The sequence below is a fragment of the Bacillus sp. MUM 116 genome (assembly GCF_001866655.1).
Taxonomy (GTDB): Bacteria; Bacillota; Bacilli; order Bacillales; family Cytobacillaceae; genus Neobacillus.
In genome coordinates this window covers 1-26082 of sequence record NZ_MLYR01000144.1, presented here as the reverse complement: position 1 = coordinate 26082, position 26082 = coordinate 1, and the positions used below count along the sequence as shown (strand labels likewise).

Sequence of the window (26082 nt, the reverse complement as noted above, 5' to 3'; positions counted from 1 at the left end):
CAACCCGTATAACTAAATGCTTCGTGGCATCTTTTGATAAGAATATTTGCGAAAATTGCCTAGAAACTTAAGTATTTGACCCTAATTAAGGTCCAAAAGCAACAAAGTTTACGAAAAGAGCCTTTGTAAGTGCTCTATAAAAGAAAAAAAGAGTGGACGGGCAATGACAAGGGCTCATAGTCCACATCTATATCCTTCTGTGGGAAAATTTACAAAAAGAAACAAAAACTATTTTAAAGAAGTCCCCACAAACCAATATTTTCCGTTACAATGAAAATGTGAAACTTTTACATTATTTATACGTATATACAAATATAGACAAGAAAAAGGAGTGGATGCCTATTTATGGAGCCGTTTAGCATTCCTTTAGAAACCATTTATTTATACGCACTTATTATTTCGGGTGTTTTAACGATTTTGTATGTATTATTTGCAGATGTGTTTCATTTTCATGGAGCCGGTGATGGGGGACTGCATTTTCTTAATCCAGTACTAATTTTTGCATTTGTAACCGTCCTCTCAGCATCTGGCTATCTGCTAGAAAAATTATCTGCACTCCATTATTTATTAATTCTTGGAATTTCAGCCGTCATTGCATTAATTGTCGTGACATTACTAAATGTTTTTGTCCTTGTTCCCTTATCGTCAGCGGAAGAGTCGCTCGTCTATAAGGAAAGCGATTTACGGGGGAGAATTGGCACTGTAATCACAGCCATTCCTGCAAATGGCTATGGGGAAGTCATGATTGAAAATATTAGCGGCCGAATAGCTAAACCAGCTTCAAGCTTTGATGGCAAAGCGATTCCGAATGGCACAAAAGTACTCGTTGTCCAAGTAGAAAATGGCGTACTACAAGTAACCATCAATCAAGAAATAGAGAGCTTCATTTAAGTATGATTCAAGGGGGAGTTTCAATGGAATTTGGAATTGTTTGGGTGATTATCGGAATCGTTGCATTAATTCTGATTGCCCTAATCGGAGTATTTATTACAAAATATCGAACTGCGGGACCGGATGAAGCACTGATTGTGACCGGAAGTTTCCTTGGAAATCGTAATGTTCATGTAGATGAATCCGGGAACAAAATCAAAATTATCCGTGGTGGTGGTAGTTTTATCCTGCCGGTTTTTCAACAAGCCAAGCCGCTTAGTCTTCTTTCAAGTAAACTAGAGGTTACCACACCAGAGGTCTATACAGAACAAGGTGTTCCGGTTATGGCAGACGGGGTTGCGATTATAAAAATTGGCGGATCGATTAGTGAAATTGCCACAGCGGCAGAGCAATTCCTTGGAAAAGCAAAGGAAGATCGCGAAAATGAAGCGCGCGAAGTTCTTGAGGGCCACTTAAGGTCAATTCTCGGTTCTATGACAGTTGAGGAAATTTATAAAAACCGCGATAAATTCTCACAAGAGGTTCAAAGAGTAGCATCACAAGATTTGGCGAAAATGGGTTTAACCATTGTATCGTTCACGATTAAAGATGTTCGCGACAAAAATGGCTATCTGGACTCATTAGGGAAACCACGAATTGCTCAAGTTAAGCGCGATGCAGATATAGCTACAGCAGAAGCGGAAAAAGAAACGCGGATTAAAAAGGCAGAAGCAACGAAAGAAGCTACTAAATCAGAATTGGAACGGGCTACCGAAATTGCAGAAGCCGAAAAAATTAATCAATTGAAAATTGCCGAATTCCGCCGCGAGCAGGATATAGCCAAAGCACGTGCTGATATGGCTTATGATCTTGAAAGTGCGAGGTCGAAACAGGAAGTAACCGAGCAAGAAATGCAAATTAAGATTATCGAAAGACAAAAGCAAATTGAGCTAGAAGAAAAAGAAATTCTTCGCCGTGAGCGCCAATATGATTCAGAAGTGAAGAAAAAAGCGGATGCGGACCGCTATTCTGTTGAGCAGTCTGCTGCTGCAAATAAGGCAAGAGAAATTGCCGAAGCGGAAGCAAATAAATACCGGATTGAAGCGATGGCGAAAGCAGAAGCAGAACGAATTCGCATGGATGGTTTGGCAAAAGCGGAAGCACAGAAAGCTCAAGGGCAGTCTGAGGCGGAAATTATTCGCTTAAAAGGTCTTGCCGAAGCGGAAGCGAAAGAAAAAATTGCCGAAGCATTTGAACAATTCGGCCAGGCTGCAATTCTCGACATGGTCATAAGAATGCTTCCGGAATATGCCAAACAAGTGGCCAGCCCGCTTTCGAATATTGATAAAATTACCGTTGTTGATACAGGCGGCGGCTCGGGCAGTAATGGCGGCGCCAACAAAATTACCAGCTATGCGACGAATCTAATGGCGAGTCTCCAAGAGTCATTAAAAGCGTCAAGCGGGATTGATGTAAAAGAATTAATTGAGAATTATTCCGGCAAATCGAATGTAAAAAGAAGCATTGAGGAATTGACAGAAGAAGTGAAAAAGACAGCAGAATAAAATTGAAAAATCCTTATCCGTTGAGATAAGGATTTTTTTATAAGGCTCTTTTCGTAAACTTTGTTGCTTTTGGACCTTAATAAGGGTCATTTTCTAATGTATATTTTAGAAGAATTTCTAGGAATTATTCTATTCCTCTTTTTTTCTTAAATCAATTTCCAGGAATTGTTCTTAAAATTTCCCAGTTAATTGAAAAAATAGGACCGCCAATCCCAAAATCCAAACATAAATCGCAAAAGGTTTCAAGGAATGCTTTTTTAAAAAACTTACCATCCATTTGACAGCTACATAACCAAATACAGCGGAGGCAGCAATCCCAACTAATAAGGCAGATAAGGATATGGCTTCACCCTTGCCCTCGAATAAATCAAAAGACTGGAGGACAACAGCCCCTGCAATCGCCGGAGTCGACAATAAAAAGGAAAAATAGGCAGCCGTTTCGCGATCCAGTTTTCTCCATAATGCAGCAACAATGGTCATTCCGGAACGGGAGATGGCTGGAAAAATGGCAGCCGCTTGAAAGGCACCAATAATAAACGCATCCTTATAGCTGATTTGGTCCATTTTTTTATATCCATTTTTGGCCGAATCAGCAAACCAAAGAAAAACCCCTGTAATTAAAAATTCCCAGCCAATCGTTACCCCTGTTTTAGAAATTTCATCAAAATAATCTTTGAATGTTAATCCGATTAGAACGGCAGGAATGGTTCCAACGACTAATAAAAAAGTTAATTTGCTAAATGGTTTTTTGATGATCTGGATAAATTCGTTCTTATAAAATACCAGTACGGCAAGAAGCGTTCCGAGATGGAGCATTGTATCTAGCAAAAGCCCTGCTTCCTGTAAGCCAAACAAATTTCTACCCAAATATAGGTGGCCTGTACTGCTGATGGGTAAAAACTCTGTTAATCCCTGAATGATTCCAAGCACCAGTGCTTCAAGTTTCGTTAACATAATTTCCCTCGCTTTTATGGTAATGGAAAGCTTGTTTTATTTATAAATATTCGTAAACTGGTACTCTATTCAATATTTTCTCTCTTTGATTAACAAATTATTGTATTGTTTAAGCAAAAATAGTGAAAAAGGTTTTGAGGGTCCCATAAAATAGGAGTAAGTAGATTGAAGGGGAGAGGCACATTGAAAAATAGCCATTTATTATTTAATACATCCATTGGTGTTCAAAAGCCTGAAAATATCCGCAATAAGCAGCAAGCTTGCCCTTTTTGTGAACGTGATCAGTTGACCGATTTGATTGAGGTTGACGGGCCTATTATTCTTTTGAAAAATAAATACCCGGTTTTGGTCAATGCCTATCAAACTGTTTTAATTGAAACGGACGAGTGCCACGGGGAATTGTCGACATACCCCAAAGCTCATTTACATAGATTATTGCAATTTGGGTTAAGGCATTGGCGCGCAATGGAGGAAAGCGGGCATTGGCAATCGGTGATTTTTTTTAAAAACCATGGACTCTTATCCGGAGGTACCATTGCCCATCCCCATATGCAGATTGTTGGCTTAAATGATCTTGATTATAAGGAAAAAATACCAGAAGGTGTGTTTGTTGGGATTCTAATTGAAGAAAAAGACGGAGTAACCTTTTCTTTATCAACCAAGCCAAGGGTTGGTTTTTATGAATTTAACGTTGAGATGGACGATAGAGTCTATGTGGATGCATTTGGGGACTATATCCAAACTGCTGTACATTATATTCTAAACCATTTTCCATTTAAGGCCACCAGCTATAATTTGTTTTTCCATCATCTTGATCATAAAATTTTTGCAAAAATTGTTCCAAGGTTTGTGACAACTCCGCTTTATATTGGATATGGAATTCCCCAGGTGCCGAATAATTTGGAATGGATGGTTGAAGAGGTAAGGAAATACTACTTTCAACCCAAAATTCCCAGCGAAAATCTTGATTAACCATGAAAAATAACCCATTCAACAGTTAGAAGTTGTGATTTGCGGATAATAAAAATATAATGAAGAAATGTAAAGTTTCTTTTAAGGGTTTGTTCATTAAAAGGAGAATGAATGCGCATGACTTCAAATCAGAACAACACAACTTCCAAGCTGGATTATAGTCTCATTTTTATATTATTGTTACTCTGTTTAGCCAGCTGCATCTCGATATATAGTGCACAGGCAAGCGGCCAATACAAGGAGAATTTCGTATTAAAGCAAATTATCTGGTATTTGGTTGGGGGCGGAATCATAGCCGGGGTTATGACCTTTGATTCCGATCAATTAAAAAAAATGACATGGTATCTTTACGGGTTCGGTAATTTTCTTTTAATATTATTAATTATTGCACCAGCAAGCATTGCACCGGTTATAAATGGAGCGAAAAACTGGTTTAAAGTTCCTGGAATAGGTTCCCTGCAACCATCAGAGTTTGTCAAAATTTTTATTATTTTGGCTCTGGCATGGGTGATTGAAAATCACCGTCAAAAACATTTGGAAAAAACGGTTCAATCGGATTTTTGGCTGTTAGTAAAGATTGGGATTGTAACGATGGTCCCTTTAATGCTCATTATTAAGCAAGACTTGGGGACTGCCCTGGTCTTTTTAGCCATCATGTTAGGATTGATTTTTGTATCTGGAATTTCATGGAAAATTCTTTTGCCAATTTTTTCAGTCGGAACGGTGTTGATTACTACGATTTTTTATTTCGTATTAGTGAAACCAGATTTGCTGGAAAAATATCTTGGTGTAAGGCAATACCAATTTAGTAGGATTTATTCTTGGCTTGATCCGTATAATTTCCAAAGTTCCGCAGGCTATCAATTAACGCAATCCCTTCTTGCCATTGGTTCTGGCATGACTTCTGGAAAAGGATATGGGAACAGGGATGTATACATGCCTGAGAGCCATACTGACTTTATTTTTAGTATTGTCGGTGAGGAATTTGGCTTTGTCGGTGCAAGTGTTTTAATCAGTTTATTTTTCTTATTGATTTACCATATTACCAAGGTAGGTATGGAAACGAAAAATAATTTTTATACGTATATATGTGTCGGGGTCATCAGCATGATTACCTTCCACGTTTTTCAAAATATCGGGATGACGATTGGGGTTCTGCCAATTACCGGTATTCCACTGCCGTTTATCAGTTATGGCGGCAGTTCATTAATGGGCAATATGATGGGACTCGGATTGATCTTTTCGATCCGCTACCATTATAAAAAATACATGTTTTCGACAACGTCATAGGCTAGAAAAGTTCGGTATGGAAGGGTGTTGTTTGTGGAAGATAAATTTATTCAGCAATTCGACGCATTGCTTGAAAAGTACAGTGAACTCCTTGTCGGAGAATCTACTCCGGAAACAAAAGAAAAAGTCAAAGTATGGGCACTCTACACCCACATCGCTAAATCCATGCCCGCACTTGCCAAGCACTGGAATAGTTTATATCCGGAAGCAAAAGAACAAATGAAAGAAGTCATTAATGAAATCAAACAAATGAATGAAGAACATCGTAAAAAATAAATTCGACAAAAATAGGGTGGTGCCATGCACCACCCTATTTTTGTCGGAAAGCTTTTACTGAACCATGCCATTAGGAAGCTGGTTGGTATACCCTTGAAATTGCTGGTAGGATTGTTGAAGCTTTTGTTGTTCAGCGGCTTCGACTGAATACCATCCATTTTTAAACATCAGGTTGTAAAAGTCTCTTTGGCAATTTTGTGTTTCAGTAAAGATTTGCATCAAATCTTGATATAAGCCTTGATGGCTTGCTTCGTGCAAGGCCATGCTATAGGAAGTGGTCATATATTTTTCGGTGGTCAACAAATCATTGATAAAATCACGTTCATTCATTTGCGGTGTTTTTGGAACTTGTGTTTCAGGATTCTGAATTTTTTGCTGGTTTTGGTTCATCATTAATATCCTCCTTTTCGATGTCTAGCTCCAGCGCCTAGGTGCTCTTTGGACTACAGCCAATCCGTCAAGAAGGTTAAAGAGCAACCGTCAAGTTGGCTTGTCTTATGCTCTTCGCCCTTGAGCAAGGCGTTTCCGCTTTTCGTTATTGCATACCGTTTAAAGGCTGCTGTGAATTTGCATGGTGTCCAAGATGATTAAGCAGCTGCTGATAGTGGCGCTGATGCATATGCCCGCATTTTTCTGCTTCAGCTTTTAACTCTGGATTCTGACATTGCTGGGCAAAAAAGTGTGCCTTTTTGGCAGCTAATAAATTCCATGACATCATATCGGTTAAATAGAGCGAATCCTTTGTTGAAATAATCCCCGGTGGCTGCTGCATGATGGTTTGTTGATTTTGCATATTCATATTCTGCTGCTGAGTATTCATATTTTGTTGCTGCATTCATTACTCCTCCTATGCGTATATTCTTTTACTTCATTATCCTTTGTAAAATAGGTATTTTTATGCTTCTTAAAAAAGACGATTTCGTGAACGAAAAACAGGCTGAAAATCAGCCTGCTTTATAAGATAAAAAGAATAATTTTCTGCTTCGAGAATTGTCCAGCTCCTAGCCCCTCGAGGTCACAAGCGAATCCGTCCAAAAGGTTAAAGAACAACCTTTCAGCCGGCTTGTCTTGTGCTATGCCTGAGGCTGAGCAAGGCGCTTGCGCTTTTCTTATCTCTTTTTAAATTGGTTGTTTTGGCTGTTCCTTTTGCCGCCGCCGTCATTTTCGACGCTAGGACCAGCATCCCCTTGTACGCTTGCTGCACTTACTCCCGCTTTGGAGGGGTTTTTCTTCATTTTACCCATGATTATCACCTCAATAGTAGAATGCCCATACGAAAGTTTTTATTGTATCTATCCCACGAAAAAATAATTTTCAAAAAAATTTCAATTTTCCGCGTTTATGGATTGCTTAAATTTTTAAAATCTTTTATAGTAAATAGTAACAGAACTCATTCAAGTAAATTTTTTTTAATAAAAAAATGAATGAGTATTCATTCAAAGTATTGAAGGGGGAGACAATGTTGAACCAAATAATTAAAAAAGCAGCTGTTCTAGGATCTGGGGTAATGGGCTCAGGGATCGCTGCCCATCTGGCAAACATCGGAATTCCAACACTTTTATTGGATATTGTGCCTCGCGAATTAACGGAAGAAGAAAAAGCAAAAGGGCTTACGCTGGAAGACAAACAAGTTCGTAATCGTATCAGTCATACATCCATTCAAAATTTATTAAAACAAAAACCGGCACCATTAACGATGAAAAAAAATCTTGCCCTCATTGAGGCAGGGAACCTTGAAGATGATTTAAGCGAATTAAAGGATGTTGACTGGGTCATCGAAGTGGTAGTTGAGAATTTAACTGTTAAAAAACAGGTCTTTGAAAAGGTTGATCAATATCGTAAGCCTGGCAGTATCATCAGCTCAAATACATCCGGAATCTCCGTCGAGGCCATGGTCGAAGAAAGATCAGAAGATTTCAAAAAGCATTTCCTTGGCACGCATTTTTTCAATCCTCCAAGATATTTAAAGTTACTTGAAGTCATCCCAACGCAATATACGGACCCAGAAGTTCTTACTTTTATGAAAACCTTCGGTGAGGATGTTTTAGGAAAAGGTGTCGTCCTTGCAAAAGATACACCTAACTTTATTGCTAATCGTATTGGTACGTATGGTCTCCTTGCTACAGTTCAGGAAATGCTAAAAGGCGGTTACAGCGTCGGTGAAGTCGATTCCGTCACAGGTCCATTGGTTGGCCGTCCAAAGAGTGCAACCTTCCGTACGCTTGATGTAGTTGGTCTAGATACATTTATTCATGTTGCAAACAATGTATATGAAAAAGTGGAAGGAAAGGAAAAAGAAGTTTTTGAAGTACCAGCCTTTATGAAATCCATGCTTGAAAAAGGCTGGCTCGGCAGCAAATCCGGGCAGGGATTCTTTTTGAAAAAAGGAAAAGAAATTCTCGAACTTGATCCTATTACATTAGAATACGGTCCGCGTAAAAAATTATCCACACCTGCAATAGAGTTGAGCAAGCAAGAAAAAAGCAGCGCCAATAAATTGAAAGCGCTTGTATATGCAAAAGACCGTGCAGGTGAGCTTTTATGGAATATATTCAGTCCGGTTCTCGTTTATTCCGCTCAACTTTTAGGCGAAATTGCCGATGATATTGTTGCCATTGACCGTGCGATGAAATGGGGATTTGGCTGGGAAATGGGTCCATTTGAAACGTGGGATGCTATTGGCGTTCAAAAATCTGTTCAAAAAATGAAAGAAAACGGACTTGAAGTACCTTTATTGGTGACAGAAATGCTTGAAAATGGTTTTACTTCTTTCTACAAAGAAGAGAATGGAGAGCAATCCTACTATCATAATGGTGAATATCAACCGGTAGAGTTCAATCCGAAAGTGATTGATCTGAAAAAGATTAAAAAACAAAAAGGGGTAATTAAAAAGAATGGCGGAGCAAGCCTCATCGATATTGGTGACGGGGTGGCACTCTTGGAATTCCATTCTCCAAATAATGCAATCGGACTTGATATCATTCAAATGATTAATTTCGCGATCGACGAAGTGGAGAAAAACTATAAAGGTCTTGTTATCGGAAATCAAGGTAAAAACTTCTGTGTCGGCGCGAACTTGGCGATGATTTTGATGGAAGCTCAGGATGATAATATTTACGAATTGGATATGGTTGTCCGTCATTTCCATCAGGCAATGATGAAAATTAAATACAGCTCCAAGCCGGTTGTTGCAGCACCTTTTGCCATGACGCTTGGCGGGGGAGCGGAAGTTTGTTTGCCGGCTGCACATATACAGGCATCTGCCGAGACGTATATGGGACTCGTCGAAGTTGGTGTTGGCTTAATACCTGGCGGCGGCGGAAATAAGGAGCTTTATATTAAACATTTAGAAAACCTGCCAACTGGGGTTCCATTTGACTTGCAAAATGTCGCAAATAAAGTGTTTGAAACGATTGCGATGGCAAAGGTATCAACCTCCGGTGAAGAAGCCCGCGCAAATAATTTCTTGGACTTAGCGGATGGAATTAGTGTAAACAGTGATCACCAGCTTTATGACGCGAAGCAGGCGGTGCTTGCACTTCATGAAAAAGGCTATAAACCTAAAGTTCGCAGAAAATTACCGGTTGTCGGTGAAACCGGATATGCGGCCCTTTTACTGGGGGCAAAGGGAATGTTCCTTTCAGGTTATATTTCCGAGCATGATTTAAAAATTGCCAAGAAGCTTGCGTATGTAATCGCCGGCGGCAAGGTTCCATTTGGCACCGAAGTAGATGAGCAATATTTATTGGATTTAGAAAGAGAAGCATTCTTGAGCCTAGTCGCTGAGCCAAAATCACAGCAGCGCATGCAGCATATGCTTGTAAAAGGAAAACCATTAAGAAATTAAAAAATAGATTCGTATTCTACCATAATAAAAGAAAGAGAGGGAATAGAATGAGAGAAGCCGTCATAGTAGCCGGGGCACGGACCCCGATAGGGAAGGCGAAGAAAGGAACGCTTGCCCAGGTTCGCCCGGATGACTTGGGAGCATTGGTTGTAAGAGAAACATTAAAGCGTGCTGGAAATTATGAAGGAAATATCGATGACTTAATTATAGGCTGTGCCATGCCGGAGGCGGAACAAGGGCTTAATATGGCTCGAAATATTGGTGCACTGGCCGGCCTTTCCCATACTGTTCCTGCCATTACAATCAATCGCTACTGTTCTTCAGGATTACAAGCGATTGCCTATGCTGCACAGGGAATTATGCTCGGTCACACCGATACTGCTATTGCCGGTGGCGCTGAATCAATGAGTCTCGTCCCAATGATGGGTCATGTGGTTAGGCCAAATATTAAAATAGCAGAAACGGCTCCGGAATATTATATGAGCATGGGTCATACAGCTGAGCAAGTGGCGAAAAAGTATGGAATTTCTCGCGCGGACCAGGATGCTTTTGCAGTTCGAAGCCATCAACGTGCTGCAAAGGCAATTCAAGAAGGAAAATTTGTCGATGAAATCGTCCCTGTAGATGTCACCATTCGTACTGTTGGAAAAGATAATAAGCTTGTTGAAAAAAACATTCAATTTTCACAGGATGAGGGAGTTCGGCTTGGTACGAACCTTGAGACACTTGCGAAGCTTCGTCCGGCATTTTCTGTTACAGGCTCGGTTACGGCAGGAAATTCCTCGCAAACAAGTGATGGAGCGGCAGCGGTGATGGTCATGGACCGTGAAAAAGCTGAATCACTTGGGCTCAAACCTTTGGCAAAATTCAGATCGTTTGCTGTTGGCGGTGTTCCGCCTGAAATCATGGGGGTTGGCCCTGTTGTTGCCATTCCAAAAGCCATAGAGCTTGCAGGTCTGGAATTATCAGATATCAGCTTATTTGAATTAAATGAAGCCTTTGCTTCCCAATCGCTTCAAGTGATACGGGAGCTAGGACTAGATGAGGAAAAAGTGAACGTAAACGGCGGCGCCATTGCGCTTGGACATCCGCTTGGCTGTACTGGTGCAAAGCTGACTTTATCACTCATTCACGAATTAAAACGAAGAAATGAACAATTTGGTGTCGTAACGATGTGTATTGGCGGCGGAATGGGCGCTGCCGGCGTATTTGAACTTCTTTAATGAACTAAGGGGCAGTTCCGAGCCCCTATTTATCCCAATTTAAAAATGGCTGTGTTAAAGAACATTGTTGATTTTTTAACCCTGTTGATTGGAGCGGAAGGCGCGAAGACTCCTGTGGGAGTACGGGGCAGGGGAGACCCCACAGGAGCGAAGCGACGAGGAGGCTCCCCGGCACGCCCACGGAAAGCGAAGCGCCTGGAGCGGAAATAAACAGACAAGTTTAACACAGCCAAAGAAATAGGAGGAACAATTAATGACTAACCAAACTGATAAAATCATTAAAGGCGGAAGCTTTTTAATTGAAGATGTTTCATATGACCGTGTATTTACACCGGAGGATTATACAGATGAACATAAAATGATCGCGAAAACAACGGAAGACTTTGTTGAAAATGAAGTGCTTCCACAAGTTGAATATTTGGAAAAACATGAATTTGACCGTACAGTTAAACTCTTAAAAGAAGCAGGGGAACTTGGCCTTTTAGGCGCAGATGTCCCAGAAGAATATGAAGGATTGGGTCTTGATAAAGTAAGCTCCTCTTTAATCACTGAAAAAATGGCTAAAGCCGGTGGTTTCTCACTTTCACATGGTGCTCATGTCGGTATTGGATCCCTTCCAATCGTTCTGTTCGGAAACGAAGAACAAAAGAAAAAATATTTGCCTCCACTTGCTTCCGGTGAAAAACTTGCCGCCTATGCATTAACAGAGCCAGGTTCTGGTTCCGATGCTCTTGGTGCAAAAACAACTGCAAAATTAAATGCTGAAGGAACTCACTACATCTTAAACGGTGAAAAACAATGGATTACAAATGCCGGATTTGCCGATATTTTCTGTGTGTACGCGAAAGTGGATGGCGAACATTTTACCGCATTCATTGTTGAAAGAGATTTCCCTGGCGTTTCTACCGGTGCTGAAGAAAAGAAAATGGGAATTAAGAGTTCTTCCACTCGCACGCTTATTCTTCAAGATGTACCGGTCCCGAAAGAAAACCTATTAGGCGAGTTTGGCAGAGGCCATGTTATTGCCTTTAATATTTTAAATATTGGCCGCTACAAGCTGGCAGTTGGTGCTGTAGGCGGGTCGAAAAATGCATTTGAAATGACAGTAAAATACGCAAATGGACGCCAGCAATTTAAAACGCCGATCTCCCAGTTTAATTTAACAAAAGAAAAGTTTGGCACATTGGCATCAAAGATTTATGCGGCTGAAAGCTCCGTGTACCGTACGATTGGGTTATATGAAGAAAATCAAGGAAAGCTTTCTACAGAAGAAGCAAAAGACATAAAATTAGTCGCTAATTCCATTGCAGAATATGCAATCGAATGCTCCCTAAATAAATTCTTTGCAAGTGAAGTTTTGGATAAAGTTGTCGATGAGGGTGTGCAAATTCATGGCGGATATGGTTTCATGCAGGAGTATCCAATTGAAAGAGCCTACCGTGACTCGCGCATTAACCGAATCTTTGAAGGGACAAATGAAATCAACCGTCTCCTTGTACCAGGAACATTTGTGAAAAAGGCAATGAAAGGTGAGCTGCCATTGTTCCAAAAAGCACTGCAGCTTCAAGAAGAACTCATGATGCTAATGCCGGAAGAGCCAGGCGACGAGCCACTGGCACAAGAAAAATATTTAGTGAAAAATGCAAAGAAAATCGCTTTATTGGCTGCTGGTTTAGCTGCACAGAAATACGGAAAAGCCCTTGAAAAAGAACAAGAGGTTCTTTCCAATATTGCGGATCTTGTTTCAAATGCCTATGCAATGGAATCTGTTGTATTACGTACGGAAAAAGCGATTGCAAAATCCGGCGGGGAGAAAAATCAACAAAAGCTTCTATATACACAAATTTTCTGTCAAGAAGCCTTTAATGAAATCGAACAAATTGCAAAAGAAACATTAGTGGCAGTTGAACAAGGCGATACACTTCGCATAATGTTGTCTTCGCTTCGTAAGTTTACTCGTCATACCCCAACAAATGTTATTGCGAAAAAACGTGATGCAGCAGATGTAATTATCGAAGCAGAACGTTATATCGTTTAATTCCAGAGAGGCTCCCTTCTTTTAGAAGGGGGTTTTCTCTTTATTTAAAGTAAAGAAAGAAAATTTTCGTCTTTGAGAATTGTCCAGCTCTAACGCCTAGCCCCTCGATGGTCTACAGCGAATCCGTCAAGAAGGTTAAAGAGCAACCTTCTCGCCGGCTTGGCTTATGCCATGCCTGAGGCTGAACAAGGCGCTTGCGCTTTTCTTATGAAAAAATTTGAACAGCAGGAAGGATTTTGGCGAAGAAAGTCGAATTTTAATATTGGACTTTCTGGCAGTGAATCCATTTAAGAAGGGAAATTAAAATTGTCTCATTATTGTGCTATTTTTATATTAGGAATTTCTTTCTTCTTGTGGTAAGATTCAATTGTCACTTCGAAGTTTATTTTTGGAAATGAGGGCGGTGAAACAGATGTCTCTGACTTTTTACTGGTACCCAAAATGCGGGACTTGTCGAAAAGCAAAGAAATGGCTGGATGATCATCATCTTTCCTACAAAGAAATACATATTGCTGAAAATCCCCCTTCTAAAGATGAATTAACGGGATTTTATCAAAAAAGCGGTCTAGAGCTTAAGAAATTCTTTAATACAAGCGGTCAAAAATACCGTGAATTAGGTATTAAGGATAAAGTGAAGTCTGCATCCGATGATGAATTGCTTGAATTACTGGCATCAGATGGGATGTTAATCAAAAGGCCGATTCTAACAGACGGAGAAAAGGTAACCGTCGGCTTTAAAGAAGAAGAGTATGGGGAAAAATGGCTTTAAGCGTTTAATACATACTTTTCTCGTCTATTATGTAATCGATTTTTATCGATGATAGATTCTAGAAAAATTAATGGAGGGATTTTCGAATGAGTACACCAAAGGATTTACGTTATTCTGAAGAACATGAATGGGTAAAGGTAGAAGGAGAAAAAGTGCGTGTTGGGATTACTGATTTTGCACAGCACGAACTAGGAGATATTGTATTCGTTGAGCTTCCTGAAGTTGGCGATGAGATTACTGCCGACGAACCATTTGGCAGCGTTGAGTCCGTTAAAACGGTTTCTGAGCTTTATGCACCTGTTAGCGGAAAAATCGTTGCAATTAATGAAGATTTGAGTGACAATCCTGAATATGTAAACGAATCTCCATATGAAAAAGCATGGATGATTGAAGTTGAAGTTTCCGACAGCAGCGAATTGGACAAGCTTATGACTGCTGAACAATACGAAGAAATGATTAATGAATAATCATGTACATCAAGCACCTTGTGTTCAAGGTGCTTTTATCATTCTATTGCTATAACTAAGGGTGTAAGCGACTGTAATAGAAAGTTCTTGCCTAAAAGGGTAGCTTTTGGAAGAAAAGTGTGAATATTTTGTTAATTTTTCTATAAATAAGTGACAAAGCATGGTAAATACGGTTAGAATAGAGTAACCAAACTTTACCACCTTTCAAATCCTTTATTAGGAAATACTAAAATTAAAAACATCAATCAGTAAAAATTGGACATAAAAGCAAGGCTCACGTTATATGTATATTTAGAATATGTTAACATAAAAACAAGACTTCATAATACAGGTGATGATATGAATGACTCATATGTTGACAAGGTTCTTATTGTGGAAGGGACTTCCGATAAAAGAAAAGTAAAAAGAATTGTAAAGGAACCTGTTGAGATCATATGTACCAATGGGACAATTAGCATAACCAAGTTAGATGAATTAATTGATTTTCTCGAGGATAAGGATGTCTATATCCTGGTGGATGCGGATGCGGCCGGAGAAAAACTTCGGAAACAGTTTAAAAGGGAATTCCCCCAAGCTGAGCATATTTATATTGACCGGGCATACCGCGAAGTGGCGACAGCTCCTGAACACCATCTTGCAACCGTCCTATTAGGGGCAAATATTGATGTGCATACACAATTTTTGGAGAATTGCTAAGCAAATTATGAATGAATGGAATCTGGATGAATTTTCATCATTTATCGAAAATAAATCGACAGGGTTTGTCTACTTTTATACCCCGCTTTGCGGAACCTGTCAGCTAGCTTCAAGAATGCTGCAAATCATTGAACAAATGGTGGACACTAAAATGGGGAAAATGAATTTAAATTTCTACCCAGAAATAGGGAAAAACTACGGTATAGAAAGTGTTCCGTGTTTAATGTTTATTAATGATGGCCAAGTTGTTGAAATGCTCTACGCTTTCCGTTCTGTCCCTTATTTACTAGAAAAAATCAAAGAACATCTAACATAAAACAGATGCTGCACCATGCAGCATCTGTTTTAATTTGTCGACAGGTTTTAAAAGGATTATCGCTCTATCTGCTGAATTAATTATTGAGCAAATAGAACGGAGTGATAAAGATGATGGAAATGATTCAAACCTTTATGACCAAGGTTAAAGAACGTGATCACTTACGGTCTCTGCTAAATAACGCGGATAGTCTTATGGTCCGTTTTATTTGCGGGCAGCAAAACATTGATATTTTTTTAAAAAATGGTGAATGTATGTTGCTTTATAATCCAAGCGGGAATGTTAAACAATGTGAAATTTACGGGGATATAGAAACAATTAAGCAGCTTCTTACTGGTGAAGGGAAATTAAGATCACTTATGAAAAACGGACGGCTTCAGGTAATGGCTTCCTTTCGAACATTGCTGCTCCTGGAGGCACTATTTTATTTATCAAAAATTGAAACAAAATCTTACCAAATAATCTGAAAAAACCTATTGACTCTATCGGAATTAAGGGGTATTATCTATTTAAATATTCAATTAATAATAACAATTCAATAAATATTCTTATCGAGAGCGGTGGAGGGACTGGCCCTATGATACCCGGCAACCGGTTTTTACACGGTGCTAATTCCAGCGGAGCAATGTGCTCTGAAAAGATAAGAAGAGAATCCCCTCTTCTTATGAAGCGGGGTTTATTTTTAAATAAGGAGAGGATTCGTGTGGCAGTCGATCAAAAGAAATTACGCTTTGAAACTTTAAGTGTTCATGGAGGCCTATCTCCAGATCCTGTTACGGGCGCTCGGGCAGTTCCGATTTATCAAAACAATGCCTATCAATTTAAAAGCACAGAACATGCAGCTAACTTGTTTGCATTAGCGGAGCCGGGTTACATATATACAAGAATTCATAATCCAACAACAACCGTCTTTGAGGAAAGGGTTGCCCTGTTAGAAGGTGGTGTTGGTGCACTTGCCGTTGCAAGCGGAATGGCTGCGATTACTTTAGCCATTTTAAACCTTGCCGAAGCGGGAGATGAAATCGTTGCAGCATCAACATTATATGGAGGCACTTACAACCTATTCGCGGTGACTCTTCCTAAATATGGAATTAATGTAAAATTTGTTGATCCTGAAAATCCTGAAAACTTCCGCACTGCTATTACAGAAAAAACAAAGGCTGTTTTCGCTGAAACTATCGGAAATCCAAGTTTAACAGTATTAGATATTGAAAAAGTGGCTGACATTGCGCACGAAGCAAGCGTTCCACTCATTATTGATAATACCTTTGCAACACCGTATCTTTGCCGCCCAATCGAACATGGTGCAGACATTGTTGTCCATTCTGCCACGAAATGGCTGTTAGGGAATGGCACATCAACAGGCGGAATTATTGTAGATGGCGGTAAGTTTGATTGGAATTCACCAAAATTCCCTGGCTTTACGACACCTGACGCAAGCTATCACGATATTGTATATGCAGAAGCAATCGGTGCTGCTGCTTACATTATCAAAGCTCGTGTACAATTACTGCGTGACCTTGGTCCGGCTCTAAGTCCGCAAAATGCTTTCCAATTTGTACTTGGACTTGAAACGCTGCATGTACGTATGAAAGAGCATGTTGCCAATACGAAGCAGATTGTTGATTATTTAGTAAAGCATCCTGCTGTTGAATGGGTCTCCTATCCGGGGCATGCAACACACTCTGACTATGAGTTAGCTAAAAAATACTTGCCAAAAGGTGCAGGTTCGATGGTTGTATTTGGCATTAAAGGCGGAAAAGAAGCAGGTGCTAAATTAATTAATTCGATTTCTATTTGGGCACATGTGGCCAATGTGGGGGATGCGAAGAGTTTAATCATTCACCCTGCAAGTACCACACACCAGCAATTAGACGCTGAAGGCCTTAAAGCTGCCGGAGTATCTGAAGATTTAATTCGTCTTTCCATTGGCATTGAAAATGTTGAGGATTTGATTGAAGATCTTGAATCCGCTATTGAAGCAGCAACAGGGCTGACGTCATTGACCGCAAATGCCTAAAACTACCATGTTTGTTTTTTTCGAAATATGTAGAATTTTCGTTGACACCCCTTTTTATCCGTGATACGATAGCTTTCGTAATAAAATGATTGCTTATATCATGAAACGTGTTAATTGAATATAGGATGCTTAATGCTCTTATCGAGAGAGGTGGAGGGATGTGCCCGATGAAGCCCGGCAACCGTCAATTTTATTGAAATGGTGCCAATTCACACAAAGCTTTTTGCTTTGAAAGATGGGAGAAAGGTTGATTTTCTTATGCCTTTCTGCCTGCGCAGAAAGGCATTTTTATTTTACTAAGATAGAATGTTTTATTCGAAACTTCAAACCCTATGTTTAAGTGACACTCTAGCAATTGTGAATTTTTAATTTGTACGTATTTTTGGAAAAAAGAAGGTGAATTCTATGATTTCTATAAAAAATGTCCGAAAAATTTTCCCTTCCAAAATGGGGCAGTTAAAAGCAGTAGATGACGTAAACCTTGAAATCAACCAAGGGGAAATTTTTGGGGTGATTGGCTATAGTGGTGCCGGTAAAAGTACGCTCATTCGCATGTTAAACGGACTAGAGCTCCCTACAGATGGCTCCGTTACCGTTGCCGGCCGCGAAGTTTCAAAAATCAAGGGCAGGGATTTACGAAAAGCACGCCAAGAAATCAGCATGATCTTCCAGCATTTTAATTTACTTTGGTCTAGAACGGTAAGTGAAAATATTGAGTTTCCATTGGAAATTGCCGGGGTAAATAAAGCGGAAAGAGCAAAGCGTGTCAATGAATTGGTTAAACTAGTCGGCCTTGAGGGCAGGGAAAAGGCTTATCCTTCGCAGCTTAGCGGCGGACAAAAGCAAAGGGTCGGAATTGCCCGTGCATTAGCCAACAATCCAAAGGTATTGCTCTGTGATGAGGCGACGTCAGCACTGGATCCGCAAACAACGGATTCCATCCTTGACTTACTAGTTGATATCAATAAAAGACTGGGTTTAACCATTGTGCTAATCACCCATGAAATGCATGTAATACGCAAAATCTGCCACCGGGTTGCAGTGATGGAAGCGGGTAGAGTTGTAGAGCTTGGTCCGGTGTTAGATGTATTTAAAAACCCACAGCAGCCGATTACAAAACGTTTTGTTCAGCAGGTAACAGAAACAGAAGAGACAAAAGAAACTGTCGAGCATTTACTTGAACTTTATCCACATGGACAAGTGGTACAGCTTTCATTTGTGGGGGAAGCAACAGAACAGCCATTAATTACTAACGTAATTCGGGATTTCGATGTTGTCGTAAATATTCTTCAAGGGAAAATTTCACATACGCGAAACGGGTCATACGGAACATTATTTATCCATCTGGATGGACAATTTAACGAAATTCAGAAAGCCATCAATTATATTCACTCTCAGCAAGTCGGCGTGGAGGTGATCAATAATGGCTAACCTAATGGAAATGGTAAATTGGGACGAATTAATAGCAGCAACACAAGAAACCATTTATATGACTTTTATTTCAGTGGTTGCTACATTTGTTTTAGGGTTATTACTAGGCTTGTTGTTGTTTTTAACAGCTAAAGGTAATTTATGGGCAAATCGACCTGTGAATGTTATTATAGCTGCCTTTGTTAATATTTTTAGATCGATTCCCTTTATTATCTTAATTGTTTTATTAATTCCTTTTACAAAATTAATGCTTGGGACGATGCTCGGTCCAGATGCGGCGATGCCGGCCCTGATCATTGGAGCAGCTCCTTTTTATGCAAGAATGGTGGAAATTGCCCTTAGGGAAATCGATAAAGGTGTTATTGAGGCATCGCAATCGATGGGAGCAACACATGGCCGTATTATATTTAAAGTATTAATACCGGAATCTTTGCCAGCATTAATTTCAGGGATAACTGTAACGGCTATTTCGCTAGTTAGCTTTACAGCGATGGCTGGAGTCATTGGAGCCGGCGGACTTGGAAATTTTGCCTACCTTGAAGGTTTTCAGCGCAATAGACCATTAGTCACTTTGGTTGCAACGATAGCGATTTTAATTTTAGTTTTTATTATCCAATTTATTGGAGATTATTTTACAAAGAAAACAGATAAACGATAACAGGAGGGGTTAGAAATGAAGAAAGTATTTAGTCTCATTTTCGTTGCATTATTAGCATTTGCTCTAACAGCGTGCTCAGGTGCAAAAAAAGATGAGAAAAATGGTAACAAAACATTAGTCGTTGGTGCAACCGCTGTACCGCATGCGGAAGTGCTTGAAGCAGCAAAACCTTTATTAAAGAAAAAAGGTATTGACCTTGAAATTAAAGTTTTTCAAGATTATGTTCTTCCTAATGTAGCATTAAGGGATAAAGAACTTGATGCAAACTACTTCCAAACACCAGGTTATTTAGCACTTCAAATGAAAGAAAACAAGGATTTTCATTTTGTGAGTGTTGGTGAAATCCATAAGGAACCAATTGGAATTTATTCTAAAAAATATAAAAGCTTAAAAGACCTTCCAACAGGTGCGAAAATTATTATGAGTAATTCATTAAGTGATCATGGCCGCATTTTACCTATTTTTGAAAAAGCCGGTTTAATAAAGCTTAAAAAAGGCGTTGGTGCGAATGCAAGAGTAGATGATATTGTTTCCAATCCAAAGAAATTAGATTTCTCAACGTTAATTGAAGCGAAATTATTAGCTTCTTCTTTCCAAAGTGGTGAAGGTGATGCGGTTGTTATTAATACGAACTACGCATTAGAAGGCGGCATTGACATTAAAAAGTATGGAATCGCATTTGAAGGTAGTGATGTAGTTCCTGCAAATCTTGTTGTTGTTCGCTCTGAGGATAAGGACCGCCCAGAAATTAAAGCACTTGTTGAAGTTCTCAAATCAAAAGAAATTCAACAATTCATTAAAGATAAGTATCATGGTGCCGTTCTTGCAGCAGAATAAAAGAAAATGGAACCAGTGCATTTAGCACTGGTTCTTTCTATGGCTTTGTTCTTGAGACTAGCTCTTTGTCATGCTTACATTAACTTACATGAAACTTATTTGTTATGTGAAAAATAGAATTGAATGTGAATTTTATTACCTTGGCATTTGATTAAATAATAAGGTATTATTTTACTCGGATGTAATTTACATAATTGATTGTCTGAATTTTCTTTTTTTGTTCTCATTTAAAATGGTGCTAGTGAAAATCATTTCGCATTACCACTGTTTAGGAGTTGCTAACACATTTCATTTGTTATAAGATTGTAATGAGAATAGAATGAGAATAAGTTCTTTATGTACTGCGTTCTATAAGATACAATAACTTTCTTTTCGGAGGTATAGATATGGCTGGATCAACGTTAACTATCAAGGATCTACATGTAGAAATTGATGGAAAAGAGATTTTAAAAGGTGTAAACCTTGAAGTAAAAGGTGGAGAAATCCACGCAATCATGGGACCGAATGGTACTGGTAAATCGACTTTATCATCAGCAATCATGGGTCACCCTAAATATGAGGTGACAAGCGGTAATATTATTTTAGATGGCCAAAACGTCCTTGAAATGGAAGTAGATGAGCGTGCTCGTGCCGGCCTATTTTTAGCGATGCAATATCCAAGTGAGATTAACGGTGTAACCAATGCCGATTTTTTACGTTCTGCTATCAATAGCCGCCTTGGCGAAGGAAATGAAATCTCACTTATGAAATTTATCCGCAAAATGGATAAACAAATGGAATTCCTTGAAATGGATCTTGACATGGCACAACGTTATTTAAATGAAGGTTTCTCCGGCGGTGAGAAGAAGCGTAACGAAATCCTTCAATTAATGATGCTTGAGCCGAAAATTGCCATCTTGGATGAAATTGACTCAGGTCTTGATATTGATGCTTTAAAAGTTGTGTCAAAAGGAATTAATGAAATGCGTGGCGAAGACTTCGGCTGCCTAGTGATTACTCACTATCAACGCCTATTAAACTATATCACTCCTGACTATGTGCATGTAATGATGCAAGGCCGTATCGTGAAATCAGGCGGTCCAGAACTTGCACAACGCTTAGAAGCAGAAGGATATGACTGGATCAAGCAAGAGCTTGGAATTGAAGATGAAACAGTTGAGCAAGCTTAAGTAAGCGTTAGGAGGATTACTATGACAACAGAAACGAAATTACCGTTTGATCAGGATTTTGTTCGCTCCTTTTCAAAACAAGCAGGCGAACCTGCTTGGATGGAAGAGCTCCGTTTAAAGGCATTAGCGGATGTCAATATACTTCCAATGCCAAGACCGGATAAAACAAAAATTGATAAATGGAACTTTACCCAATTCACTTCACATACTGTAAAAAGCCAACCATTCTCTTCATTAAGTGAATTACCGGAAGCAGTAAAATCGCTTGTTGAGGAAAATAAAAATTTATATATTCAACGCAATCAAACGCCAGCGTTTTTATCATTATCAGAAGACCTTAAAAACAAAGGTGTCATTTTCACTGACCTTTTAACAGCTGCAAAAGAGCATGGGGATTTATTGAAAAAATACTATTTGACCCAAGCAGTAAATGCCGATGAACATCGCCTGACTGCACTGCATGCAGCACTGGTAAACGGTGGAGTATTCTTATATATTCCAAAAAATGTAGAAATTTCAGAACCTATACAAGCTGTTTATTTACACGATAATGCAGAAGCGAATCTTTTCAACCATGTGATTGTGGTAGCAGAAGAAAATAGTTCGGTTACGTATGTTGAAAACTATATTTCAACAATGGAATCAGCAAATGGAATTTTCAATTTAATTACCGAAGTAGTTGCGGGTACAAACGCTCAAGTTAAATATGGTGCTGTTGATTACCTCGCTAAAGGAATCACCACGTATGTTAACCGCCGCGGTGTTGCCGGTAGAGATGCTCGAATTGAATGGGCACTTGGTTTAATGAATGAAGGAAATACAATCTCTGAGAATACCACTAATCTTATTGGTGACGGTTCATACGGCGATACAAAAATGGTTGTAGTTGGACGTGGTGAACAAACACAAAACTTCACAACTAAAGTTGTTCACTTCGGAAAACACACGGAAGGCTATATCCTGAAGCATGGTGTAATGAAAGACAGCGCTACATCGATTTTTAATGGAATTGGTAAAATCGAACATGGTGCATCTAAATCGAATGCTGAACAAACATCCCGTGTGTTAATGCTAAGTGAAAAAGCACGGGGAGATGCAAACCCAATTCTTTTGATTGATGAAGATGATGTTACAGCAGGTCATGCTGCTTCTGTGGGCCGTGTTGATAAGGTTCAACTTTATTATTTAATGAGCCGTGGTATTCCGAAAGCTGAAGCAGAGCGCTTAATCATTCATGGGTTCCTTGCTCCAGTAGTGAATCAGCTCCCAATTGAAGGAGTTAAAAAGCAATTAACTGAAGTGATTGAAAGGAAAGTGCGATAAGATGAATATCCAAGATATTCGCAAACTGTTTCCTATTTTAGACCAGGAAGTCAATGGTAAGCCGCTAGTATATTTGGATAGTTCAGCAACATCGCAAAAACCAATCCAAGTGATTGAGACAGTTGAAAAATATTATAGTGAAATCAATTCCAATGTCCACCGCGGTGTGCATACACTAGGTACAAGAGCAACTGATGCATACGAAGGAGCAAGGGAAAAAGTTCGAAAGTTTATCAACGCGAAATCAACACAAGAGGTTATTTTCACTAGAGGAACGACCACTTCTATAAATACGGTTGCAGGAAGCTATGCCGCAGCGAATTTAAAAGAAGGCGACGAAATTGTTATCACGTATATGGAGCACCATAGTAATATCATTCCGTGGCAGCAGGTGGCCAAACGAACAGGTGCAATATTAAAATATATTGACTTGCAGGAAGACGGCACCATTTCTTTAGATGATGTCCGGGCGCAGGTGACATCGAATACGAAAATTGTTTCCGTGATGCAAGTTTCAAACGTGCTTGGTTCCATTAACCCTATAAAGGAAATTGCCAAAATTGCTCATGAAAATGGCGCGGTAATGGTAGTTGATGGAGCGCAAAGTGCACCGCATATGAAAATTGATGTTCAGGATTTAGACTGTGATTTTCTTGCTTTTTCCGGCCATAAAATGTGCGGTCCAACGGGGATCGGTGTTCTTTATGGTAAAAAGGAATTGCTTGAAAATATGGAGCCAATCGAATTTGGCGGGGAAATGATTGATTTTGTTCATTTACAAGAATCAACTTGGAAAGAGCTGCCTTGGAAATTTGAAGGTGGTACCCCAATCATTGCCGGCGCAGTCGGTCTTGGTGCAGCCATTGACTTTTTAAATGACATTGGCTTAGATAATATTGCCGAGTATGAACATAAGCTTTCTGCTTATGCATTAGATAAATTATCTTCCGTTCCTGGTATTACGATTTACGGACCAAAAGATCCGGCAAAACGTGCAGGGTTGGTTACTTTTAATCTTGAAGATGTCCACCCGCACGATGTGGCAACCGTCCTTGATGCGGAAGGAATTGCTGTCCGTGCCGGACATCACTGTGCACAGCCGCTGATGAGATGGCTAAAAGCAACTGCTACAGCCCGTGCCAGCTTTTACCTATATAATACGGAAGAGGATATTGATAAACTCGTTGAAGGGCTTGTCAAAACAAAGGAGTATTTCAGCGATGTCTTCTAATTTAGATTTAGACGCACTTTATCGAAGAGTAATTATGGACCATTATAAAAAACCACGTAATCGTGGTATTTTAGAGGATGGCAGTCATACGATTAATATGAATAACCCAACCTGCGGCGACCGTATTCAATTAACCTTTAAGGTGGTAAATGGAATTGTCGAGGATGCCAAATTTGAGGGTGAAGGCTGTTCGATTTCAATGTCCTCTGCCTCGATGATGACGCAGGCGATTAAAGGGAAAAAAATCGAAGAGGCTTTAAAGCTTTCAAAAATCTTTTCCGATATGATGCAGGGAAAAGAAATTGATGAAGATATTGATTTAGGGGATATTGAAGCACTTCAAGGTGTTTCGAAATTTCCTGCCAGGATCAAATGTGCAACCTTAGCATGGAAAGCCATGGAAAAGGGTTTGAAGGAAGAGGAATAACAAAAAAACGGAAGAGCCCTTTTGGGTCTCGGTCCGTTTACGAAATGGAGGAAGACGACAATGGCGAAAAAAATGCCTGAAATCGGTGATTATAAATATGGTTTTGCCGATAAAGACGTTTCCATATTCCGATCAAAACGTGGTTTAACACGTGAAATTGTTGAAGAGATTTCAAAAATGAAGGGTGAACCCCAATGGATGCTTGATTTCCGTTTGAAGTCATTGGAAATTTTTTATAGCAAACCAATGCCACAATGGGGCGGAGACCTGAATTCTTTAAACTTTGACGAAATCACTTATTATGTAAAACCATCTGAGAAATCAGAGAAGTCATGGGACGAAGTACCAGAAGAGATTAAAGCGACATTTGACAAGCTTGGTATTCCAGAAGCGGAACAAAAGTATCTTGCAGGGGTTTCTGCTCAATATGAATCCGAAGTTGTTTATCATAATATGAAAGAAGACCTTGAAGCACTTGGAATCGTGTTTAAGGATACTGATTCTGCTTTACGTGAAAATGAAGATATTTTCCGTGAGCACTGGGCGAAGGTTATTCCGCCAACAGACAATAAATTTGCGGCTCTAAATTCCGCAGTTTGGTCAGGTGGTTCCTTTATCTATGTACCGCCAGGTATTAAAGTGGATACACCACTACAAGCGTACTTCCGTATTAACTCTGAAAATATGGGTCAATTTGAAAGAACATTGATTATTGTTGATGAAGGGGCAAGTGTACACTATGTAGAAGGCTGTACAGCACCTGTTTATACAACTAACTCTTTGCACAGTGCGGTAGTTGAAATCATCATTAAAAAAGGCGCTTATTGCCGTTATACAACCATTCAAAACTGGGCAAATAACGTATTCAATCTTGTAACAAAGCGTGCTACTTGTGAAGAAAACGCAACGATGGAATGGATTGATGGTAACATCGGTTCTAAACTAACGATGAAGTATCCAGCGGTTATCCTTAAAGGTGAAGGTGCCCGCGGGTTGACATTGTCAATTGCGATTGCCGGTAAAGGTCAGCACCAGGATGCAGGAGCGAAAATGATTCACTTGGCGCCAAATACATCTTCTACGATTGTTTCGAAGTCTATTTCGAAACATGGCGGTAAAGTAACTTACCGCGGTCAAGTTCACTTTGGACGGAAGGCGGAAGGTGCCCGTGCAAATATTGAATGTGACACATTAATTATGGATAATCAATCTACTTCAGATACGATTCCATACAATGAAATTTTAAATGACAATATTTCACTTGAGCATGAAGCCAAGGTTTCAAAAGTATCAGAAGAGCAGCTCTTCTACCTAATGAGCCGCGGAATTTCTGAACAAGAAGCAACTGAAATGATTGTAATGGGCTTCATCGAGCCATTTACAAAAGAATTACCAATGGAATATGCCGTAGAAATGAACCGTTTGATTAAGTTCGAAATGGAAGGTTCTATCGGTTAATGTGAGTATGGAAAATCCGCTTTGCTGGTTTAGCAAGGCGGATTTTTTATTGTTGGGGGATTTAAAAGCTATAGATGTCAAAAATTATAGGGGAGATGCATGAAATGTCAAATGTCGCTAATGAAAGCTATAGGCGACAAAACAGAGGAGGAAGAGAGGCGAAGTGTCGCCTAAAAGAGCGATAGGCGACAAAACAGAGGAGGAAGAGAGGGAAAGTGTCGCCTAAAAGAGCGATAGGCGACAAA

Annotated in this window: 26 protein-coding genes and 2 riboswitches; of the genes, 22 read left to right on the top strand and 4 right to left on the bottom strand. The window is 39.6% G+C overall.

The features are described 5' to 3' along the window. Positions 1 to 345: 345 nt before the first annotated feature. Both BIV60_RS26105 and BIV60_RS26100 read left to right on the top strand, forming a co-directional pair. Positions 346 to 891, top strand: a complete 546-nt coding sequence (locus BIV60_RS26105) for an NfeD family protein (RefSeq protein ID WP_071358612.1) — start codon at positions 346 to 348, stop codon at positions 889 to 891. Between the two features lie 23 nt (positions 892 to 914). Then, positions 915 to 2435, top strand: coding sequence for a flotillin lipid rafts scaffold protein FloT (locus BIV60_RS26100; protein WP_071358611.1), 1521 nt, complete (start codon positions 915 to 917; stop codon positions 2433 to 2435). A 171-nt stretch (positions 2436 to 2606) separates the two neighbouring features. Here the strand turns inward: BIV60_RS26100 and BIV60_RS26095 are convergent, their stop codons facing one another. Continuing rightward, positions 2607 to 3389, bottom strand: a complete 783-nt coding sequence (locus tag BIV60_RS26095; RefSeq protein ID WP_071358610.1) for an undecaprenyl-diphosphate phosphatase — start codon at positions 3387 to 3389, stop codon at positions 2607 to 2609. Positions 3390 to 3572: 183 nt separating this feature from the next. Here BIV60_RS26095 and BIV60_RS26090 point away from each other — a divergent pair, with 183 nt between their 5' ends. From BIV60_RS26090 to BIV60_RS26080, 3 genes are all read left to right on the top strand, one after another. After that, positions 3573 to 4361, top strand: coding sequence for a DUF4931 domain-containing protein (locus BIV60_RS26090; protein ID WP_071358617.1), 789 nt, complete (start codon positions 3573 to 3575; stop codon positions 4359 to 4361). A gap of 117 nt (positions 4362 to 4478) precedes the next feature. Further along, a complete protein-coding gene (locus BIV60_RS26085) occupies positions 4479 to 5651 on the top strand; it encodes an FtsW/RodA/SpoVE family cell cycle protein (RefSeq protein ID WP_071358609.1) in 1173 nt (390 codons plus the stop codon). Between the two features lie 33 nt (positions 5652 to 5684). Further along, a complete protein-coding gene (locus BIV60_RS26080) occupies positions 5685 to 5927 on the top strand; it encodes a YusU family protein (protein ID WP_071358608.1) in 243 nt (80 codons plus the stop codon). Between the two features lie 54 nt (positions 5928 to 5981). On the opposite strand, the gene BIV60_RS26075 is transcribed toward BIV60_RS26080, so the two are convergent. The 3 genes from BIV60_RS26075 to BIV60_RS28880 all read right to left on the bottom strand — a co-directional run bounded on the left by BIV60_RS26075 (position 5982) and on the right by BIV60_RS28880 (position 7171). After that, positions 5982 to 6317 (bottom strand): spore coat protein, encoded by a 336-nt coding sequence (locus BIV60_RS26075; RefSeq protein WP_071358616.1) that lies wholly within the window; start codon positions 6315 to 6317, stop codon positions 5982 to 5984. Positions 6318 to 6462: 145 nt separating this feature from the next. Then, on the bottom strand, positions 6463 to 6762 hold the full coding sequence (locus BIV60_RS26070; RefSeq protein WP_256218561.1) for a hypothetical protein: 300 nt from the start codon (positions 6760 to 6762) through the stop codon (positions 6463 to 6465). A gap of 274 nt (positions 6763 to 7036) precedes the next feature. Further along, positions 7037 to 7171 (bottom strand): YuzL family protein, encoded by a 135-nt coding sequence (locus BIV60_RS28880; protein ID WP_083402467.1) that lies wholly within the window; start codon positions 7169 to 7171, stop codon positions 7037 to 7039. Between the two features lie 218 nt (positions 7172 to 7389). On the opposite strand from BIV60_RS28880, the gene BIV60_RS26065 reads away from it, so the two are divergent. From BIV60_RS26065 to sufB, 17 genes are all read left to right on the top strand, one after another. Beyond that, entirely contained in the window at positions 7390 to 9774 is a 2385-nt protein-coding gene (locus tag BIV60_RS26065; protein ID WP_071358614.1) for a 3-hydroxyacyl-CoA dehydrogenase/enoyl-CoA hydratase family protein, read from the top strand. Between the two features lie 47 nt (positions 9775 to 9821). Further along, complete coding sequence (locus BIV60_RS26060; RefSeq protein WP_071358607.1) at positions 9822 to 10997, top strand: acetyl-CoA C-acetyltransferase; 1176 nt, start codon at positions 9822 to 9824, stop codon at positions 10995 to 10997. Positions 10998 to 11250: 253 nt separating this feature from the next. After that, complete coding sequence (locus tag BIV60_RS26055) at positions 11251 to 13035, top strand: acyl-CoA dehydrogenase family protein (protein WP_071358606.1); 1785 nt, start codon at positions 11251 to 11253, stop codon at positions 13033 to 13035. Positions 13036 to 13447: 412 nt separating this feature from the next. Then, a complete protein-coding gene (locus BIV60_RS26050; RefSeq protein WP_071358605.1) occupies positions 13448 to 13804 on the top strand; it encodes an arsenate reductase family protein in 357 nt (118 codons plus the stop codon). Positions 13805 to 13890: 86 nt separating this feature from the next. Continuing rightward, positions 13891 to 14271 (top strand): glycine cleavage system protein GcvH, encoded by a 381-nt coding sequence (gene gcvH / locus BIV60_RS26045; RefSeq protein WP_071358604.1) that lies wholly within the window; start codon positions 13891 to 13893, stop codon positions 14269 to 14271. A 339-nt stretch (positions 14272 to 14610) separates the two neighbouring features. Then, entirely contained in the window at positions 14611 to 14967 is a 357-nt protein-coding gene (locus BIV60_RS26040; protein WP_071358603.1) for a toprim domain-containing protein, read from the top strand. After that, positions 14936 to 15283, top strand: coding sequence for a thioredoxin family protein (locus BIV60_RS26035; RefSeq protein WP_256218560.1), 348 nt, complete (start codon positions 14936 to 14938; stop codon positions 15281 to 15283). Before BIV60_RS26040 ends, BIV60_RS26035 begins: the two co-directional genes overlap by 32 nt. Positions 15284 to 15393: 110 nt before the next feature. Further along, positions 15394 to 15750, top strand: a complete 357-nt coding sequence (locus tag BIV60_RS26030; protein ID WP_071358601.1) for an SCP2 sterol-binding domain-containing protein — start codon at positions 15394 to 15396, stop codon at positions 15748 to 15750. A gap of 78 nt (positions 15751 to 15828) precedes the next feature. Further along, a riboswitch (SAM riboswitch) is annotated at positions 15829 to 15930 on the top strand. Between the two features lie 56 nt (positions 15931 to 15986). Continuing rightward, entirely contained in the window at positions 15987 to 17303 is a 1317-nt protein-coding gene (locus tag BIV60_RS26025) for an O-acetylhomoserine aminocarboxypropyltransferase/cysteine synthase family protein (RefSeq protein WP_256218559.1), read from the top strand. A 135-nt stretch (positions 17304 to 17438) separates the two neighbouring features. After that, a riboswitch (SAM riboswitch) is annotated at positions 17439 to 17545 on the top strand. Between the two features lie 163 nt (positions 17546 to 17708). Continuing rightward, positions 17709 to 18734: a methionine ABC transporter ATP-binding protein gene (locus BIV60_RS26020; protein ID WP_071358600.1), complete on the top strand. Its 1026-nt coding sequence runs from the start codon at positions 17709 to 17711 to the stop codon at positions 18732 to 18734. Further along, positions 18727 to 19392 carry a methionine ABC transporter permease gene (locus BIV60_RS26015; protein WP_071358599.1) on the top strand — a complete coding sequence of 222 codons (666 nt, stop codon included), beginning with the start codon at positions 18727 to 18729 and terminating at the stop codon, positions 19390 to 19392. Before BIV60_RS26020 ends, BIV60_RS26015 begins: the two co-directional genes overlap by 8 nt. 15 nt (positions 19393 to 19407) lie before the next feature. Next, positions 19408 to 20229 (top strand): MetQ/NlpA family ABC transporter substrate-binding protein, encoded by an 822-nt coding sequence (locus BIV60_RS26010; protein WP_071358598.1) that lies wholly within the window; start codon positions 19408 to 19410, stop codon positions 20227 to 20229. 386 nt (positions 20230 to 20615) lie between these two features. Further along, positions 20616 to 21398 (top strand): Fe-S cluster assembly ATPase SufC, encoded by a 783-nt coding sequence (gene sufC / locus BIV60_RS26005; RefSeq protein ID WP_071358597.1) that lies wholly within the window; start codon positions 20616 to 20618, stop codon positions 21396 to 21398. Between the two features lie 21 nt (positions 21399 to 21419). After that, the gene (sufD, locus tag BIV60_RS26000; RefSeq protein WP_071358596.1) at positions 21420 to 22721 is read left to right on the top strand and encodes a Fe-S cluster assembly protein SufD; all 1302 of its coding nucleotides are present in this window, start codon (positions 21420 to 21422) and stop codon (positions 22719 to 22721) included. 1 nt (position 22722) lies between these two features. Continuing rightward, complete coding sequence (locus BIV60_RS25995; protein WP_071358595.1) at positions 22723 to 23952, top strand: cysteine desulfurase; 1230 nt, start codon at positions 22723 to 22725, stop codon at positions 23950 to 23952. Next, positions 23942 to 24379 (top strand): Fe-S cluster assembly sulfur transfer protein SufU, encoded by a 438-nt coding sequence (sufU, locus tag BIV60_RS25990; RefSeq protein WP_071358594.1) that lies wholly within the window; start codon positions 23942 to 23944, stop codon positions 24377 to 24379. Before BIV60_RS25995 ends, sufU begins: the two co-directional genes overlap by 11 nt. Before the next feature lie 60 nt (positions 24380 to 24439). Next, complete coding sequence (gene sufB / locus BIV60_RS25985) at positions 24440 to 25837, top strand: Fe-S cluster assembly protein SufB (RefSeq protein ID WP_071358593.1); 1398 nt, start codon at positions 24440 to 24442, stop codon at positions 25835 to 25837. Positions 25838 to 26082 lie beyond the last annotated feature (245 nt).